We start from the raw sequence: 16,188 nt of genomic DNA on the forward strand, positions 1-16,188 counted from the left end.
CAACTCGGTGGGGACGTGGCTGGCGTACTCTATATATAGGGCCTTGCAGAGGAGGACTTGTTTTGGGCTCGCGGCCATGGCCGGAAATCCCGTCGCGTGATTCCCCGAATCGACGTGGGAAAAGCGAGCGCCTCGCCCTCCGGTTCGGGCTGCCGCCGCGTCCCCGGCAGGGAAGGGACAGCGCGGAAATCGCCCAAATGCCATGCGAAAGAGCGGTCCTTGCCCCTGTTTTGCCCGGTCTGTGGCAGGGCAATTGCAGGGTGCCTCTTTGCTAAGTGCCCGCTTCATAAGGCCTTTTGTTAATGATCCATAAACTTTTAGCGATCTGCCCCGCCATTTTGTGTCCTTTCCGCAACAGCGCTGGGCGAAGGCTGACACAAACCCTGCCTCCTTTCAGTTTGGAGATTGCTTACGGAAGCGCGTCTTGTATTTTCACTTTCGGAAGCAGGGGCGGTTGATCGTCCGCTTCCTGAACTTGGGGATGGGGCAGGGAACGCTGTCCTTCAGCAAAAAACCCAGACCCGTTTGAAACTTTTTGACTGGAGGTCAGAAAATGAACATCAAGAGCCTTCTCATCGGCTCCGCTGCTGCTCTCGCAGCAGTCTCCGGCGCTCAGGCCGCCGACGCTATCGTTGCCGCCGAGCCGGAGCCGATGGAATACGTTCGCGTTTGCGACGCATTCGGCACGGGTTACTTCTACATTCCGGGCACCGAAACCTGCCTGCAGATCAGCGGCTACGTCCGTTTCCAGGTTAACTTCGAAGAAGACTCGGCCGGCACGCGTGGCGACGACTGGGGCTACCGCGCTCGTACCCGTGGTTACCTCTCGCTTGACGCCAAGAGCGACACCGAGCTCGGCACGCTGACCGGTCACATCGACCTCCAGGCTGACTCCCACCAGGACGTCTTCCTCGACGGCGCATGGATCCAGCTCGGCGGCTTCAAGGCTGGTTACTTCTACACCGAGTGGGATAAGGGCATCAACGGCGAAACCGACGCTCTCGACAGCGGTTTCCTGAATGTCATCGGCGGCGAAAGCCTCCTGAACGCTGTATCGTACAAGTATGAAGGCGGCGCCTTCTCCGCTACGGTCGCTCTCGAGTCCTTCACCAACGCCAATGCTGGCTTCGTTCGCTTCGAAGACGGCCTCGGCATCTCTGGTGTTGTCACCGGCTCGTTCGGCGCTGTCAGCGTTGACCTGCTCGGCTCCTACGACTTCGACAACGAAAACGGCGCGATCCGCGGTCTCGTTTCCGCTGACGTCGGTCCGGGCACCCTGCAGGGCGCAGTTGTTTGGTCGTCGGGCGCAAGCCGTTACTGGGACGCTTCCGAGTGGTCGGTTGCTGCCTCGTACAAGGCTAACCTGACCGACAAGCTGGCAATCACCCCCGGCTTCCAGTACTGGGGCACGATCGACTATGACGCAGCTGGCGACTACCGCGGCAGCCGCGATGCATGGCGCGCTGGCCTGACGCTCGACTACACGATCGTTACGGACCTGACCACCAAGGTCAGCCTGCAGTACACGGACATCGACAACGGCGCTGGCAACAAGGGCGCTGGCGACGACAACTGGGGCGGCTTCGTCCGTCTGCAGCGTTCGTTCTAATCTGATCTGACCTCTGTCAGTGACGGGAGACCCGGCTTTCGAGCCGGGTTTTTTTCGTTTTGGAATACGTGATTGAAAAATGTGCACAGCTCTTCTGCGCCTTGCGTAAGGTGGATGGATCCGGGAAATCGGGAAGGGGTCAGCCGAGGCCGGCGAGGAATGCCCTGACCGATGGGAAGACATCGGCGTGATGCAGCAGCGGGGCATGGCCCTGACCGGGCGCGGTGATCGTCTGCACGGTCGTCGCCTGGGCAGCCATGCGGGCAAGCGTCTCGCGGGAGAACAGGCGGGAATGCTCGCCGCGCACCACGAGCAGCGGTGTCTTCGCCAGAAGCTCGAATTGCGGCCAGAGCGTCGGCAGCGGCTTGGAAAAGTCGATCGCCTGCAACTGTTCGGTCAGCCTGGGGTCGAAGTCTGCAACGACCCGCCCCTCGCGCTCGGCATAGATCGCGTCGGCCATGTCGCGCCAGTCGCCATCGGACAAAGCGGGGAAAGTGGAGCCGTGAATCGCCTTCAGGTCCATGGCCGCCGCGTCGAAGCTGGCGGGAGCCGTCGCGCGCACGAGATAGTCGCGAATGTCCCTTAGTCCATCGGCCTCGATTTCCGGCCCGATATCGTTGAGAACAGCACCCGCAATGCGATCGGGCTGCGCGGCCGCCATGACATGCAGGATGAGGCCGCCGCGCGAGGTCCCGGCAAAGAGTGCGCAGGGGAGATTGAGAGCGGAGAGGACCGTCAGGACGTCCCGACACTCCATCACCACGTTGTAGTTGGCAGGATCGCTGTCACGGCCGGACTGGCCACGCCCGCGATAGTCGAGGGTGATGACCCGGCGGGACCGCTCGGCATCCCGCGCAAGGCGCAGGGCGAGCGGATGGAAGTCGCGCCCGTTGCGGCTGAGGCCGGGCAGGCAGACGAGCGGCAGCCGGTCGCCCGCCTCTACCGGTGCATAGTCGCGCGCATGCAGCCGCAGTCCGTCTTCAGCTGAAAAGAAGCGGCTCTCAAATCCATCCATCGCTATGCACTCGCCTTGCGGTCAGGGAGGGGCGTTCGAGCGTGGTGCGCGTCGAACGGGTGAGGGAAGGGAAGCCTAGAGTTTGTTAGGGAAAAGTGAAACCCGGTTTTCCTGAAAAAACAAACGAAAACAAAGAACGTTGGAGTCTGCCAGATTGAGTATGAAGTTGACAGACCCTAGTTCCAGGCGAAACGGGATCGCCGTGGCTTTGGATAACTTTGGAAAAGATGCGTTGCGGCGGCAGCTCCCGCCGCTGCGGGGGCATGAACCGCGTCTGAGCCATACGCAAACGGGCGAAGCGCTTTAACGATCCGAGCGGCAGCGCACGCATGCGGGAGCGGACCGACAAAGGCAGGTGCGCGATCGGCCGGCCGCCTCAGCGACCGACACTCAGATCGTGGACGATATCGGCCTTTTGGCCGAGCCGGGTTTTGTAGACCTGGTAGTTCTCCATCACGCGCTGCACATAGCCGCGGGTTTCGGAGAAGGGGATGCGCTCGATCCAGTCGACGACCTCATCGATCGGCTTGCCGCGCGGGTCGCCGTAGCGGGCGATCCACTGCGGCACGCGGCGGGGACCGGCATTGTAGGCGATGAAGGTCAGCACGTAGGAGCCGCCGAAATCGCTGATCTGCTCACCGAGATAGTGAGCGCCGAGCGTGGCGTTGTAGGCGGCATCCGTCGTCAGCCGCTCCTTGGAATAGGCAAGGCCATAGCGTTTCGCCACGCCCTGCGCCGTGCCGGGCATCAGCTGCAGCAGGCCCTGGGCATTGGCGGGAGAAACGGCCGCCGGGTTGAAGGCGCTCTCCTGCCGGGCGATGGCGTAGGCCAGCGCCTTGCCGGAACCGGCAATGTTGGCGCTTTCGGGGATGACGCCGATCGGGAAGGCGAGCGCGGCCACATCGATGCCGCGCCCGAAGGCAATCTTGCCGATCTGCAGGGAAAGCTGATGATTGCTGCCCTTCTCCGCCTGCGCCGCAAGCAGGGCGAGTTCGCCCGGGCTCATCAGCTCGCCGGCGAGCGCCCGATAGAGGCTGTCGCCGCGCCAACCGTGGCCGGCGGCCTGCAGGCGGGCGATCGCCTGCACCGCCTCGCGCTGGTTGAAGCGGGTGCGCTCCTCGGCGCTCGGCTTCGGATAGGCGACGTTCAGTGCCGTGCGGCCGAGCCGTGCGGCGGCAAGCTGGCCATAGAAGGTGCCGGGGAAATTTGCCGCCTTGGCGAAATAGTCCTTCGCCGCCTTCGCATCGCCCTTCTCCGCCGTCCGCCCCAGCCAGTACCAGGCGCGGGAGACGGAGAGCGGCCGGTCGGAGACCTGCAGGATGCGCTGGAAATGGCCGGCCGCGGTCTTGGGATCGTCGAGGTCGCGCAGCGCATACCAGCCGGCATGGAATTCCGCCTCGACGATATCGGCCGGATCGTCCGCACCGTGTCGTGCCGCCACGCGATAGGCATCGCGGGCGTCGCCGAGATCGGCGAGGCCGCGGCTGACGATGCGCTGCTCGTTCCACCAGGCGCCGGGATTGACCAGTCGTGCCGGGTCCTCCGGCATGGCGGAAAAGAGCTTGCCGGCCGCGCGGTATTCTTCGTTGTTGCGCAGGTGGCGGATGCGCAGGAACGTGTAGGCCGGGTCCTTCTGCCAGCTCGCATCGACGGTCTTGATCAGCGTGCCCGCCGTCTTGTTCTTGCGGATGACCGCCGCCCAGGCGCGGTAGAGCGACTGCGCCTTGCCGAGATCGCCGAAACGCTGCGCCTGGTCGGCGCGGTCGCGATAGAGCAGCATCTCCATGCGCATCTTATGATCGCCCGCCGTCAGGAGCGTGCCGAACTCGTCGAGGATCTTCGTCTCGACATCCTTGGAAAGTGTTTCCTTCTGCCAGAAGGAACGCAGCACCTCGCCGGCGCGCGCGGCATTGCCGCTCGCGACGAGCGCGCGGCTGAGCACGATGGCGCCGTCCACCGTTTCCGGGCGTGTCGTGCCGAAGGCGGCGATGACGTCAGCGGTCGGCGGGTTCTCACGGGAAAGCGCCCGCTCGGAGTTGGCGCGCAGCGCCTTCAGGCCCGGCCAGCCTTTCAGTTCGTTCTGGGCCGCGGCGATTTCCCAGGAGGGGACGCCGCGCTGGCCGGAAACGGCGATCGCCCAGGTCAGGATATGCCGGTCGAGGTTGTCCTTCGGCAGGCGGTTGCGGGCGGCAATGGCGGTGGCCGCGTCACGGTTGGAGAGCGCATCGAGCCCTTCGCGCAGTTCCATGCTTGCCGGCTGCACGCTGTCGGTGCGCGGAATGGCATTGGTGATGATGTCCTTCGAGGGCATATCCGCAGCAAAGCCGAGCGGCTTCACCGCCGGCACGCCGGCGTTGTCGGCCTCGACAGGCGAAGAGCGCAGCGCAAAGCCGGCCACACCGGCTAGGAGCAAGGCGCAAAGGGCAAAACTGTTTCGCGAGATCATGTCACATCCCGGGTGCCTGACCGGCGGTGCATTTCGACCGTCATTTTCCGCCAGATCCTTGACAATCAGTTAACCCTTTGTTGCCTTAACGAAACCTTAAGCGCCGCGCTCACTAAGCCGTGAAGGCGTCCGCTTTCCAGGCGACGGATCAGGGGACGCGAATATTCGCGCATCCGCCGCCCTTCCGCCTTGATCATGCATGAAAAACGCCCCTCGCGCCGCTTGCCGCATGACTGTCACATGATTATTGTGCGGGCGTTTTTAACCACGGAATACGGCCAAAGCATGTAAGCCCACGGGCGGCTCTGGCCTCAGGAGTTCTCGATGCTCAAGGGATCCTTTCCCGCTCTCGTCACCCCGTTCACCGATGCCGGCGCCGTCGATGAAGACGCCTTTGCCGCGCATGTCGAATGGCAGATCGGCGAAGGCAGCCATGGCCTCGTCCCGGTCGGCACGACCGGCGAATCGCCGACGCTGTCGCATGACGAGCACAAACGGGTGGTGGAACTCTGCATCAAGGTCTCGGCCGGCCGCGTGCCCGTGATCGCCGGCGCAGGCTCGAACAACACGAAGGAAGCGGTCGACCTCGCCCAGCACGCCGAAAAGGCGGGCGCGAATGCGATTCTCGTCGTCACGCCCTATTACAACAAGCCGACGCAGAAGGGGCTCTTCGCGCATTTCGCGGCGATTGCCGAAAGCGTGAAGCTGCCGATCGTCATCTACAACATTCCCGGCCGCTCGGTGGTCGATATGTCGCCGGAGACGATGGGCGCGCTGCACAAGGCCTATCCCTCGATCGTCGGCGTCAAGGACGCAACCGGCAAGATCGAGCGTGTGTCCGAACAGCGCATCACCTGCGGCAAGGATTTCATCCAGTTCTCCGGTGAGGACGCGACCGCGCTCGGCTTCAACGCCCATGGCGGGACGGGGTGCATCTCGGTGACGGCCAATGTCGCCCCGCGCCTGTGCGCGGAGTTCCAGCAGGCGACGCTTGCCGGCGACTATGCAACGGCGCTGGAATACCAGGACAAGCTGATGCCGCTGCACAAGGCGATCTTCCTCGAGCCCGGCCTTTGCGGTGCGAAATATGCGCTGAACCGCACGCGCGGCATGAACCGGTTCGTCCGTTCGCCGCTGCTGTCCTCGCTGGAGCCGGCGACGGAGGCGGCCATCGACGCGGCGCTTCGCCACGCCGGCCTCTTGAACTGACATGGCGACGAAAGCCCGCCCGACGACGGTCAAGAAGATTGTAGCGGAGAACCGAAAGGCCCGCTTCAACTACGAGATCATCGACACCTACGAGGCCGGTCTTGTCCTGACCGGCACGGAGGTCAAGTCGCTGCGCGAAGGCAAGGCGAACATCGCGGAATCCTACGCCTCGGACGAGGGCGGCGAGATCTGGCTGATCAATTCCTATCTGCCGGAATATCTGCAGGCCAATCGCTTCAACCACGAGACCCGCCGGCGGCGCAAGCTCCTGCTTTCGAAGCGTGAGATCCATCGCCTGCGCATCGCGATCAACCGAGAGGGCATGACGCTGGTGCCTTTGAAGGTCTACTTCAACGATGTCGGCCGGGCCAAGCTCGAACTCGCGCTTGCCAAGGGCAAGAAGCTGCACGACAAGCGCGAGACCGAGAAGGAACGCGACTGGAATCGCCAGAAGGGCCGCCTGCTGCGCGAACGCGGCTGAGGCGACCCTTCTTCTTCGACGTCTTTTCCTTAGAACTGGCTGTAGAGCTGTGCGATGACCGACTGGTGCGCGCTGCGGGCGGCCTGCTGGTTGCCGGTATCCGCAGGCACGTCCGGCGACGCGGCCGGGTTGGCGCTCGGCGTGCGGGCGGTCAGGAAGCTTGCCATCAGGCTGTTGAGATCGTTGCTCTCGATGGCAAGGCGTGCGGTCGGGTTGCGGCCGTTGGCAACACGCTCATCCGCCGCCGCCTGCGACGGTGGGACGGCGTAGGAGGGCAGGGCGGAGATGCCCGGTAGCCCGTTCGACGTATAGAGGAAGCTGAGATCGCCAATCTCCTCGGCGATGTCGGACGGGGTCGATACCTGGGTGACCGGCTGCGGCGCTGCAAGCGCGGCAAGGGCCGAGACCGCCGGGCGGGTTTCCGCCGCCATGGCCGGTGCGCGCGCGTCCAGCGTGCTCGATGCTCCCCGGTAGCTGTTTGCCGAAAGCGATACTGCGTCCACCATCGTCCCGATGTCCCAATGCGAAATGACTGTCCGATATCGGGAATAGCAGGGGAGTCTTGAAGAACCTTAAGACCCGGCAAGGGTATTTGATTCAATGTTTAAGGAAAGCTTGAAAAGGCCGGATTTCGGCACTTCTCCCTCGTGCGGCCACAGACGAAATCCTTGTCAGGTGAGCATCGCCCCGCTCGTTGCCGTCATCCCCGGCCCTGTGCCGGGGATTGACATCTGCACCTGGAACAAGGGCGGAGGGCTGCCTTATTCGCCAACGGTTTCCACTGGCTCGACGACGCGCTGCGGGCGTTCAGAAGGATCGCGGCCGATTTCGGCCTTCAGTGAGCCGAGGTCGATGAAGTAGTCGGCCTGGCGGCGCAGGTCGTCGGCAATCATCGGGGGTTGTGTCTGCATGGTCGAGACGACGGAAACCTTGCGGCCGCGGCGCTGCAGCGCCTCGACGAGCGTGGTGAAATCGCCGTCGCCTGAGAAGATGACAAGGTGGTCCACGGTCTCGGACTGCTCCATCGCGTCGATGGCGAGTTCGATGTCCATGTTGCCCTTGATCTTGCGGCGGCCGAGCGAGTCGGTGAATTCCTTGGCAGGCTTCGTGACGACCTTGTAGCCGTTGTAGTCGAGCCAGTCGATCAGCGGGCGGATCGAAGAGTATTCCTGGTCTTCGATCAGAGCCGTGTAGTAATAGGCGCGCAGCAGATAACCACGCTTCTGGAAGGCCTTCAGGAGCTTTCTGTAGTCGATGTCGAACCCGAGTGTCCTGGAAGCCGCATAGAGATTTGCACCGTCGATGAAGAGGGCGATTTTCTCGCGGGGGTCGAACATACTGTGCAATCCTTTTAAATAGAAGTGGATACAAACGGTTGAGTTTTGGCCGAGTGCCGAGGTGGCCGGATGCACTATCCGGTTGAATTAACTCTTTTTCATATAATCTTCATTTAGGGCAGAGGGCCCGGCTTTCCAAGCAAACCTAGGTTGCGAAGGCCATTTTTCCCCCCGGCATCGTTTCAGAAAAATCAAAGGCGTCGGAATTGGGGAATAGTTCCCGCGCTTTACCCTATTTGTCCGATCTTTCGGCTTTTTACTTTCCGTAACGTGAGGGCTAAATCAGAAGTTACATGGGCAGCCTTACGACACGCGCCACAGCGCCTTGGGGAAGGAAAAACTTGAATTTGCCGTCCATTGCCTGTATCGGGCATGCAAACTCATGAAATTCTCGATCACAAAGGACAGGCAATGGCCCGTGTCACCGTTGAAGATTGCATTGACAAGGTAGACAACCGCTTCGAGCTGGTTCTTCTTGCAAGCCATCGTGCCCGCCTCATCTCGCAGGGCGCCGCCATCACCATCGACCGCGACAACGACAAGAACCCCGTCGTCGCGCTGCGCGAGATCGCCGACGAAACCCTTTCGCCTGATGACCTCAAGGAAGACCTGATCCATTCGCTGCAGAAGCATGTTGAAGTGGACGAGCCCGAGCCCGATCCGGCCAGCATGGTCGTCGATGCCGCCACCGGTACGGTTGCGATCGAAGAGGACGAGGACCAGCCGGAAACCATCGCCTTCGACCGCATGTCGGAAGAAGAGCTGCTGGCCGGCATCGAAGGCCTCGTGCCGCCGGAAAAGAGCGACGATTACTGATTTCGGTTACTTTACCGAAGCCTTTGATATTGCGAATGTCGGTGCGCCCCTCTTAAGGTCGGGGCGCACTTTTTTTTGCCCCGCCGTGCCGGGGAGGGAGCCGATCGAGAATGATGCGTCAATATGAACTCGTCGAACGGGTTCAGAAGTACAAGCCCGACGTCAACGAGGCCTTGCTGAACAAGGCCTATGTCTATGCCATGCAGAAACATGGCCAGCAGAAGCGGGCGAGCGGCGATCCCTATATTTCGCATCCCCTCGAAGTGGCCGCCATTCTCACCGAGATGCGGCTCGACGAATCGACCATCGCCGTCGCCCTGCTGCATGACACGATCGAGGACACCAGCGCGACGCGCGCGGAAATCGACGAGCTGTTCGGCGAGGATATCGGCGCGCTGGTCGAGGGCCTGACCAAGATCAAGAAGCTCGATCTCGTCTCGAAGAAGGCCAAGCAGGCGGAAAACCTGCGAAAGCTGCTGCTCGCCATTTCCGACGACGTGCGCGTGCTCCTCGTCAAGCTCGCCGACCGGCTGCACAACATGCGCACGCTGGACCACATGACACCGGAAAAGCGCGCCCGCATCTCCGAGGAGACGATGGACATCTATGCGCCGCTCGCCGGCCGCATGGGCATGCAGGACATGCGCGAGGAGCTGGAAAACCTCTCCTTCCGCCATATCAACCCGGAAGCCTTCGACACCGTCACGCGCAAGCTGGAAGACCTGTCCCAGCGCAACGAAGGCCTGATCCGCAAGATCGAGGACGAACTGCGCGAGTTGCTTGTTGTCAACGGCCTGCCGGACGCGCTCGTCAAGGGCCGGCAGAAGACGCCCTATTCGGTCTTCCGAAAAATGCAGTCAAAGTCGCTCTCCTTCGAGCAGCTTTCCGATGTCTACGCCTTCCGCATCCTCGTCGACGACATTCCCGCCTGCTACGCGGCGCTCGGTATCGTGCACACTCGCTGGCGTGTCGTGCCGGGCCGGTTCAAGGACTACATCTCGACGCCCAAGCAGAACGACTACCAGTCGATCCACACGACGATCGTCGGCCCGTCGCGCCAGCGCATCGAACTGCAGATCCGCACCAAGCGCATGCACGAGATCGCCGAATACGGTATCGCCGCCCATTCGCTCTACAAGGACAAGGAAGTGGCGAATGGCGAGGTTGCCCGCTCGCCGGGCTCCAACGCTTATGCCAGGTTGCGCCGCACGATCGAGTCGCTGGCGGAAGGCGACAATCCGGAAGAGTTCCTCGAGCACACCAAGCTCGAGCTCTTCCAGGATCAGGTCTTCACCTTCACCCCGAAGGGCCAGCTCATCACCCTGCCGCGTGGTGCGACGCCGATCGATTTCGCCTATGCGGTGCACACCAATATCGGTGATACCTGCGTCGGCGCGAAGATCAACGGGCGCATCATGCCGCTCGTCACCCGCCTCAGCAACGGCGACGAGGTGGAGATCATCCGCTCGGGCATTCAGGTGCCGCCGCCGGCCTGGGAAGAGATCGTCGTCACCGGCAAGGCGCGCGCCGCGATCCGCCGCGCCACCCGCGCCGCCGTGCGCAAACAATATTCCGGCCTCGGCTACCGCATTCTGGAGCGCACCTTCGATCGCGCCGGCAAGTCCTTCTCGCGCGACGGCCTGAAGCCTGTCCTGCACCGGCTGGGCCAGAAGGAAGTGGAGGACGCCATCGCCGCCGTCGGTCGCGGTGAGCTTTCCTCGCTCGACGTGCTGCGCGCCGTCTTCCCGGACTACCAGGACGAGCGTGTCACGGTGAAGCCGAGCTCGGACGACGGCTGGTTCAACATGCGCAGCGCGGCAGGCATGGTGTTCAAGCTGCCGGGCAAGGCGAAGACGGCGCTGGAGGAGGGGGCGAGCGAAACCGGCCCTGAAGCCCTGCCGATCCGCGGCCTCTCCGGCAATGCCGAGGTGCATTTCTCCGTCGGCGGTGCCGTGCCGGGCGATCGCATCGTCGGCATCATGGAGAAGGACAAGGGAATCACCATCTACCCGATCCAGTCGCCGGCACTGCAGAAGTTCGACGACGAGCCGGAACGCTGGATCGACGTGCGCTGGGACCTCGATGAGGCGAACAACACCCGCTTCATGGCGCGCATCATGATCAATGCGCTGAACGAGCCGGGCACGCTCGCCGAAGTCACCCAGACGATTGCCACCAGCGACGTCAACATCCGCTCGATGTCGATGACGCGCGTGGCGGCCGACTTCACCGAGGTGCATATCGATCTGGAGGTCTGGGACCTGCGCCAGCTCAACCAGCTGATGAGCCAGTTGAAGGAACTTCAGTCCGTCTCGACGATCCATCGCGTCTTTACATGACAGTTTCTATGCAAAAATGTGGCATCCTGCCTTGAATAAGGCAGGTTTGCCCAAGATTTGACCAGTCATTATGCGCCTGTTGCATGGCTGTATTGGCATAGTGTCGCTGGTGTCTTTGGGGTGAAATCCCTATCTTCTGCATCGGGAGGTCAACCGAAAGAGGTTTACCAATGTTGAAGCAGATCAAGAATTTCACCCGCGCCCTGCGCATCCCGACTCCTGAAGACCGCGAAATGGCCTATCTCAACGGTGCCATCGACCGGATCGACCTGGAATACCGCCAGCGTCAGATCGACCGCGGCCTCTTCCGCAAGTCCTACTAAGCTCCGCGGATCCGTGTGGCGCCCCTCCGGCGCCACGGCGACCGTCTTGTCTGGCGTCATGAGGGCGCCATTGAAATGCCACCAACGGATCGGCTATGTCTGAGCCATGTTGTTCCGACGCCGAAAGAAGACAAGCTGGCCTGACCGATTGCGCGAATTCTTCTGGCCGCGCAAAGGCTTCACGCGTCCGGCGCGCTACCTCGCCAAGCGAATCCTGCGCCTGTCCGCCTCGCCGCATGCGGTGGCCGCGGGCGTTGCAGCCGGTGCCTTTTCGGCCTTCACGCCGCTCATCGGTTTTCACGTCATCCTAGCGCTTGCGCTCGCCTATCTGATGGCCGGCAATCTGCTGGCCGCCGCGCTTGCCACCACCATCGCCAATCCGCTGACCATTCCGCTCATCGCGCTTGCGACCTTTCGCGTCGGCGAGGCGCTGCTCGGCATCAAATCCGCCGAGGCGGTGACGGCGGCCGAGCTGTTTCACCGGCTGGAGCATCTGCAACTGTCCGAGCTCTGGCAGCCCGTGCTGAAGCCCATGCTTGCCGGCGCCGGCGTTCTCGGCATCGTGGCCGCCGTGTTTGCCTATGGCGTCACGCGTTTCGCCGTGCGCTCCTTCAAGGCCCGCCGCCATGCCCGTCTTCTCGAGCGCGCCGGCCTTGCCGCGGCTCATCCTGCCCTTTCCCGCGGAGACAAATCCCTATGATCATCGGCATCGGCAGCGACCTCATCGACATCCGCCGGGTGGAGAAGTCGCTGGAACGCTTCGGCGAGCGCTTTACCCGGCGCTGCTTCACCGAGATCGAGCAGGCGAAGTCCGACGGGCGCAAGAACCGCGCGGCCTCCTATGCCAAGCGTTTCGCTGCCAAGGAGGCCTGTTCCAAGGCGCTCGGTACAGGCCTCGCACAGGGTGTGTTCTGGAGGGACATGGGCGTCGTCAACCTGCCGGGCGGAAAGCCCACCATGAAGCTGACGGGCGGCGCGCTGGAACGGTTGACGCAGATGCTTCCCGCGGGCCACGAAGCGCGCATCCACATCACCATCACGGACGATTTTCCGCTGGCTCAAGCTTTCGTGATCATCGAGGCGCTGCCGGCCGGAACGCCCGGATAACAGGCGCCCAGCGTCTTTTTGACCGACACGATTTCCAACAGGCAACCTTTCCTCTATAGAGGGCCCCATGTTTGCAGATAAGGACAGATCCGGCGTGGCAGAGAAGACTGAAAAGGCCGAAGGCGGCCTGTGGGAAAACGTCAAGGTGATCATCCAGGCGCTGCTGCTCGCCGTCGTGATCCGCACCGTGCTTTTCCAGCCCTTCACCATTCCCTCCGGGTCGATGATGCCGACGCTGCTCGTCGGCGATTATCTCTTCGTCAACAAGTTCTCCTACGGCTATTCGAAATATTCGCTGCCGTTCTCGCCGAACCTGTTCTCCGGCCGCATTTTTGCAAGTGAACCCGAGCGCGGCGACATCGTCGTCTTCCGCTTCCCGCCGAACCCCGACATCGACTATATCAAGCGTCTCGTCGGCCTGCCGGGAGACCGCATCCAGGTGCGTGACAGCGAGCTGTTCGTGAACGGCGTTGCCGTGAAGCGCGAACACAACGGTTTCTTCCGTGCCGACGACCAGTACGACACCGGCGAGGATGTTCCGGTCTTCCGCGAAACCATGGACAATGGCGTCGCCTACGACACGCTGGACACTCGTCCGGGCACCGTCGGCGACAACACGCGCGAGTTCATCGTGCCGGAAGGCCACTATTTCATGATGGGCGACAACCGCGACAACTCGGCCGACAGCCGCTTCGATGTCGGTTTCGTACCTGCGGAAAACCTGATCGGCCGCGCCAGCCTCATCTTCTTCTCGCTCGGCAACGACACGTCCTTCTCCGAGATCTGGAAGTGGCCGACGAATCTTCGCTGGGACCGCCTGTTCAAGGTTGTTGAATGAAGGGCGCCATTCCGCTGAACGACGTCAACCGCAAGGCCCTCGAGGACCTGATCGGCTACGCCTTCACCGACAAGGACCGTCTCGACCGGGCGATCACCCATGCCAGCGCCCGGCCCGGCAAGGGCAGCAATTACGAGCGGCTGGAATTTCTGGGCGACCGCGTGCTTGGCCTGTGCGTCGCCGAGATGCTGTTCCGCACCTTCCGCGAGGCGAAGGAGGGCGAGCTTTCGGTTCGCCTGAACCAGCTTGTCAGCGCGGAAAGCTGCGCGGCGGTCTCCGATGATCTTGGTCTGCACCGCTTCATCCGCACCGGCGCGGACGTCAAGAAACTCACCGGAAAAGCCATGCTGAATGTGCGGGCCGATGTGGTAGAGTCGCTGATCGCCGCGATCTATCTCGATGGCGGGCTGGAAGCGGCGCGCGGCTTCATCCTCGCCAACTGGCAGGGCAGGGCGGCGCGTGCGGAAGGCGCGCGGCGCGACGCCAAGACCGAATTGCAGGAATGGGCGCATGCCAGGTTCGGCCTGACGCCGAACTATAGGGTGGACGAGCGCTCGGGACCGGACCACGACCCCCGCTTCACCGTGACGGTGGAGATCAGGGGCGTCGCACCGGAAACCGGCATCGACCGTTCGAAACGGGCCGCCGAACAGGTGGCCGCGACGAAGATTTTGGAACGCGAAGGCGTCTGGCCCAAGGGTCAAACCGCGGATTGACGGATATCATGAACGAAGAAAACACAAACCCCGCCGAAGGCAGCACGAACGGCGAGGGCCCGACCCATTCGGGCTTCGTCGCGCTCATCGGCGCGACCAATGCCGGCAAGTCGACGCTGGTCAACCGCCTCGTCGGTGCCAAGGTGTCGATCGTCAGCCACAAGGTCCAGACGACGCGTGCCATCGTGCGCGGCATCGCCATCCACAACAACGCCCAGATCGTCTTCATGGACACGCCCGGCATCTTCAAGCCGCGCCGCCGGCTCGACCGTGCCATGGTGACGACCGCCTGGGGTGGGGCGAAGGATGCCGATTTCATCATGTTCCTGATCGACAGCGAGCGGGGCCTCAAGGGCGATGCCGAGACGATCCTGGAGGGCCTGAAAGAGGTTCATCAGCCGAAGATCCTTGTCCTCAACAAGGTCGACCGGGTCAATCCGGAGGACCTTCTGAAGCTGACGGCAGCGGTGAACGCCGTGGTTCCGTTCGAACGCACCTTCATGATCTCGGCGCTGAACGGTTCGGGCTGCGACGACGTGATGAACTATCTGGCGGGCGCTCTGCCGGAAGGCCCCTGGTACTATCCGGAGGACCAGATTTCCGACCTGCCGATGCGCCAGCTCGCCGCCGAGATCACCCGCGAAAAACTCTTCCTGCGCCTGCACCAGGAGCTTCCCTATTCCTCGCATGTCGAGACGGAGAAGTGGGAGGAGCGCAAGGACGGCTCGGTGCGCATCGAGCAGGTCATCTATGTCGAGCGCGACAGCCAGAAGAAGATCGCGCTCGGCAAGAACGGCGACGCCATCAAGGCGATCTCCATGGCCTCGCGCAAGGAGCTGTCGGAAATCCTCGAACAGCCCGTGCACCTCTTCCTCTTCGTGAAGGTGCGCGAGAACTGGGGCGACGACCCGGCCCGCTTCCGCGAAATGGGCCTCGACTTCCCGACCTCGTAAGGGCCTACGGCCGCGCCTTGATGGCGGGGCCGACCTCCAGGATGCGGTTGGTCCAGACATAGCCGGGGAAGGGCTCCGGCAGGTCTTCCACCTGTTCGGCCGTATCGATGCCGACCGTACCGCCGCCGGAATAGGGGCCGATGAGGACCACATCGCTGCCGGCATCCTCCATGCGCGTCAGGAAGCGGTTCGGCCAGCCCCAGAGCAGGAACGCATAGTTGCTCGGTACCGGCACCAGCGTGTTTCGGCAGGCCTCCGGCACATAGCCGATCCAGCCTGTGCCGAGATAACGCAGCAGGCAGCTCTTCACCGAGGTCTTTGTGTAACCCTTGAGGCCGGGTATGGCGGCAAGCGCCGCATCCGTCGGCTCCGCGCCGCCGTAGATACCGAAGATCTTGTCCTTCCAGGCTGGATTTGCCGCCAGCAGCGTGGCAAACGCCGCGCCTTCCTCCGCCCGCCGGCTCTTGAAGTTGATCAGCAGCTTGCCCGCCGGGTTGGCGGCGAAGACCTCTTCCAGCATCGGCATCTGCCCGACACCCTTGCCGCGGAACGGATAGGTCTTGCCGCCATCGGGCGTATAGCCGTAGCCGATGTCGAGCGTCTTCAGCGTGGCGCTGTCCGTCTCCTCGGTCACGCCCTTGCCGTCCGTCCGGCAGTCGAGCGTCCAGTCGTGGAAGACGGCGAACTTCTTGTCGGGCGTCAGGTGCACGTCGATCTCGACGACCTCGGCGCCCGCCGCAAAGGCTGCCTGCATACCGGCGACCGTGTTTTCCAGGAAATCGTGTTTGGGCGGGTCGATGAGGCTTGCCGTGCAGGTGTCGTCGTCGACCGCCTCATGGCTGAAGGTCTGGTGGGCGCCGCGATGGGCCATCAGCTTCGTCGCGCCATCCGGCGTGCTCGCGATCAGCGAGCTGTTGAACGACCAGATGAGCAGGGCGAGGCCCAGCGTGAAGATCGGCGCGTTTCGCATAAAAGTCCTCCTGCGGCCCCGGGCATAGG

At 62.8% G+C, this 16,188-nt stretch carries 16 protein-coding genes; 11 read left to right on the plus strand and 5 right to left on the minus strand.

Features of this window, described 5'->3' with window-relative positions; genetic code table 11:
* Positions 1-553 precede the first annotated feature (553 nt).
* The gene (locus EXZ48_RS06260; protein ID WP_024269985.1) at positions 554-1,609 is read left to right on the plus strand and encodes a porin; all 1,056 of its coding nucleotides are present in this window, start codon (positions 554-556) and stop codon (positions 1,607-1,609) included.
* 139 nt (positions 1,610-1,748) lie between these two features.
* On the opposite strand, the gene EXZ48_RS06265 is transcribed toward EXZ48_RS06260, so the two are convergent.
* Together EXZ48_RS06265 and EXZ48_RS06270 are read right to left on the minus strand one after the other, a co-directional pair.
* Complete coding sequence (locus tag EXZ48_RS06265) at positions 1,749-2,624, minus strand: alpha/beta fold hydrolase (protein WP_130514885.1); 876 nt, start codon at positions 2,622-2,624, stop codon at positions 1,749-1,751.
* Positions 2,625-3,000: 376 nt separating this feature from the next.
* Entirely contained in the window at positions 3,001-5,070 is a 2,070-nt protein-coding gene (locus tag EXZ48_RS06270; RefSeq protein WP_130514887.1) for a lytic transglycosylase domain-containing protein, read from the minus strand.
* A 324-nt stretch (positions 5,071-5,394) separates the two neighbouring features.
* Here EXZ48_RS06270 and dapA point away from each other — a divergent pair, with 324 nt between their 5' ends.
* Positions 5,395-6,279: a 4-hydroxy-tetrahydrodipicolinate synthase gene (dapA, locus tag EXZ48_RS06275; protein ID WP_130514889.1), complete on the plus strand. Its 885-nt coding sequence runs from the start codon at positions 5,395-5,397 to the stop codon at positions 6,277-6,279.
* Position 6,280: 1 nt separating this feature from the next.
* Positions 6,281-6,760 carry an SsrA-binding protein SmpB gene (gene smpB / locus EXZ48_RS06280; RefSeq protein WP_023515412.1) on the plus strand — a complete coding sequence of 160 codons (480 nt, stop codon included), beginning with the start codon at positions 6,281-6,283 and terminating at the stop codon, positions 6,758-6,760.
* 29 nt (positions 6,761-6,789) lie between these two features.
* Here smpB and EXZ48_RS06285 read toward each other — a convergent pair whose 3' ends face one another.
* Positions 6,790-7,266, minus strand: coding sequence for a hypothetical protein (locus EXZ48_RS06285; protein ID WP_130514891.1), 477 nt, complete (start codon positions 7,264-7,266; stop codon positions 6,790-6,792).
* A gap of 255 nt (positions 7,267-7,521) precedes the next feature.
* Positions 7,522-8,097, minus strand: a complete 576-nt coding sequence (locus tag EXZ48_RS06290; protein WP_024269987.1) for an NYN domain-containing protein — start codon at positions 8,095-8,097, stop codon at positions 7,522-7,524.
* A gap of 411 nt (positions 8,098-8,508) precedes the next feature.
* On the opposite strand from EXZ48_RS06290, the gene rpoZ reads away from it, so the two are divergent.
* The 8 genes from rpoZ to era all read left to right on the plus strand — a co-directional run bounded on the left by rpoZ (position 8,509) and on the right by era (position 15,189).
* Positions 8,509-8,913: a DNA-directed RNA polymerase subunit omega gene (gene rpoZ, locus EXZ48_RS06295; protein WP_024269988.1), complete on the plus strand. Its 405-nt coding sequence runs from the start codon at positions 8,509-8,511 to the stop codon at positions 8,911-8,913.
* 110 nt (positions 8,914-9,023) lie between these two features.
* The gene (locus tag EXZ48_RS06300) at positions 9,024-11,252 is read left to right on the plus strand and encodes a bifunctional (p)ppGpp synthetase/guanosine-3',5'-bis(diphosphate) 3'-pyrophosphohydrolase (RefSeq protein WP_023514974.1); all 2,229 of its coding nucleotides are present in this window, start codon (positions 9,024-9,026) and stop codon (positions 11,250-11,252) included.
* 170 nt (positions 11,253-11,422) lie between these two features.
* Positions 11,423-11,575, plus strand: a complete 153-nt coding sequence (locus EXZ48_RS06305; RefSeq protein ID WP_023513882.1) for a DUF3563 family protein — start codon at positions 11,423-11,425, stop codon at positions 11,573-11,575.
* Positions 11,576-11,681: 106 nt separating this feature from the next.
* On the plus strand, positions 11,682-12,275 hold the full coding sequence (locus EXZ48_RS06310; protein WP_050742852.1) for a DUF2062 domain-containing protein: 594 nt from the start codon (positions 11,682-11,684) through the stop codon (positions 12,273-12,275).
* Entirely contained in the window at positions 12,272-12,682 is a 411-nt protein-coding gene (gene acpS, locus EXZ48_RS06315) for a holo-ACP synthase (RefSeq protein ID WP_023513880.1), read from the plus strand. The genes EXZ48_RS06310 and acpS overlap by 4 nt, the downstream gene beginning before the upstream one ends.
* A 67-nt stretch (positions 12,683-12,749) precedes the next feature.
* Complete coding sequence (lepB, locus tag EXZ48_RS06320) at positions 12,750-13,520, plus strand: signal peptidase I (RefSeq protein WP_165909292.1); 771 nt, start codon at positions 12,750-12,752, stop codon at positions 13,518-13,520.
* Complete coding sequence (rnc, locus tag EXZ48_RS06325; RefSeq protein WP_023513878.1) at positions 13,517-14,236, plus strand: ribonuclease III; 720 nt, start codon at positions 13,517-13,519, stop codon at positions 14,234-14,236. Before lepB ends, rnc begins: the two co-directional genes overlap by 4 nt.
* An 8-nt stretch (positions 14,237-14,244) precedes the next feature.
* Positions 14,245-15,189, plus strand: coding sequence for a GTPase Era (era, locus tag EXZ48_RS06330; RefSeq protein WP_023513877.1), 945 nt, complete (start codon positions 14,245-14,247; stop codon positions 15,187-15,189).
* A gap of 4 nt (positions 15,190-15,193) precedes the next feature.
* Here the strand turns inward: era and EXZ48_RS06335 are convergent, their stop codons facing one another.
* Positions 15,194-16,159: a glycerophosphodiester phosphodiesterase family protein gene (locus tag EXZ48_RS06335; protein ID WP_130514892.1), complete on the minus strand. Its 966-nt coding sequence runs from the start codon at positions 16,157-16,159 to the stop codon at positions 15,194-15,196.
* Positions 16,160-16,188: the final 29 nt, after the last annotated feature.

This window comes from Shinella sp. JR1-6, assembly GCF_004284735.1.
In the GTDB taxonomy this organism is placed as follows: Bacteria; Pseudomonadota; Alphaproteobacteria; order Rhizobiales; family Rhizobiaceae; genus Shinella.

Coding starts and splice junctions, on each gene's coding strand:
- acpS (WP_023513880.1), top strand. CDS start 12,272: ATGATCATCGGCATCGGCAGCGACCTCATCGACATCCGCCGGGTGGAG.
- era (WP_023513877.1), top strand. CDS start 14,245: ATGAACGAAGAAAACACAAACCCCGCCGAAGGCAGCACGAACGGCGAG.
- EXZ48_RS06335 (WP_130514892.1), bottom strand. CDS start 16,159: ATGCGAAACGCGCCGATCTTCACGCTGGGCCTCGCCCTGCTCATCTGG.
- EXZ48_RS06300 (WP_023514974.1), top strand. CDS start 9,024: ATGATGCGTCAATATGAACTCGTCGAACGGGTTCAGAAGTACAAGCCC.
- EXZ48_RS06265 (WP_130514885.1), bottom strand. CDS start 2,624: ATGGATGGATTTGAGAGCCGCTTCTTTTCAGCTGAAGACGGACTGCGG.
- EXZ48_RS06290 (WP_024269987.1), bottom strand. CDS start 8,097: ATGTTCGACCCCCGCGAGAAAATCGCCCTCTTCATCGACGGTGCAAAT.
- lepB (WP_165909292.1), top strand. CDS start 12,750: ATGTTTGCAGATAAGGACAGATCCGGCGTGGCAGAGAAGACTGAAAAG.
- rpoZ (WP_024269988.1), top strand. CDS start 8,509: ATGGCCCGTGTCACCGTTGAAGATTGCATTGACAAGGTAGACAACCGC.
- EXZ48_RS06260 (WP_024269985.1), top strand. CDS start 554: ATGAACATCAAGAGCCTTCTCATCGGCTCCGCTGCTGCTCTCGCAGCA.
- rnc (WP_023513878.1), top strand. CDS start 13,517: ATGAAGGGCGCCATTCCGCTGAACGACGTCAACCGCAAGGCCCTCGAG.
- EXZ48_RS06285 (WP_130514891.1), bottom strand. CDS start 7,266: ATGGTGGACGCAGTATCGCTTTCGGCAAACAGCTACCGGGGAGCATCG.
- EXZ48_RS06305 (WP_023513882.1), top strand. CDS start 11,423: ATGTTGAAGCAGATCAAGAATTTCACCCGCGCCCTGCGCATCCCGACT.
- EXZ48_RS06270 (WP_130514887.1), bottom strand. CDS start 5,070: ATGATCTCGCGAAACAGTTTTGCCCTTTGCGCCTTGCTCCTAGCCGGT.
- EXZ48_RS06310 (WP_050742852.1), top strand. CDS start 11,682: ATGTTGTTCCGACGCCGAAAGAAGACAAGCTGGCCTGACCGATTGCGC.
- smpB (WP_023515412.1), top strand. CDS start 6,281: ATGGCGACGAAAGCCCGCCCGACGACGGTCAAGAAGATTGTAGCGGAG.
- dapA (WP_130514889.1), top strand. CDS start 5,395: ATGCTCAAGGGATCCTTTCCCGCTCTCGTCACCCCGTTCACCGATGCC.